Genomic DNA, 304 nt, shown 5'->3' with positions numbered 1-304 from the left:
CACCGCGTTCGGCGGCTGCAGCCGCGTCGGCGCCGGCACCGGCACCACCCGCACCTCGCCCACGGCCGACTCCGTGCCGTTCGACACGGTGTAGGCGATGCTGACGGGGCCGTCGAGCCGCCGCAGCTCCGTGACGCGGAGCATCTGGTGCCCGAGGACGGCCACGGAGACGCCCGCGTCCGCCGGGACCGAGACCGACTGGACCACCAGGACGCCGCCCGCCGGGTCGGTGTCGTTGGCGAGCACGTCGACCAGGGTCGAGCCGCCGGTGGGCAGCAGGGCCGTGTCGGTGACGACGATCGGG

Annotated in this window: 1 protein-coding gene; it reads right to left on the bottom strand. The window is 75.7% G+C overall.

The window, feature by feature from the left end; genetic code table 11:
- A partial coding sequence (locus tag ACPCUX_RS18820) for an Ig-like domain-containing protein (RefSeq protein WP_423389401.1) occupies nt 1–304 on the bottom strand: 304 nt, incomplete at both ends.

Source organism: Cellulosimicrobium sp. AB352 (assembly GCF_049538415.1).
GTDB lineage: Bacteria > Actinomycetota > Actinomycetes > Actinomycetales > Cellulomonadaceae > Cellulosimicrobium > Cellulosimicrobium funkei.
The sequence above is the reverse complement of the archived record's forward strand: the minus strand, read 5'-3'. Positions and strand labels throughout refer to the sequence as shown.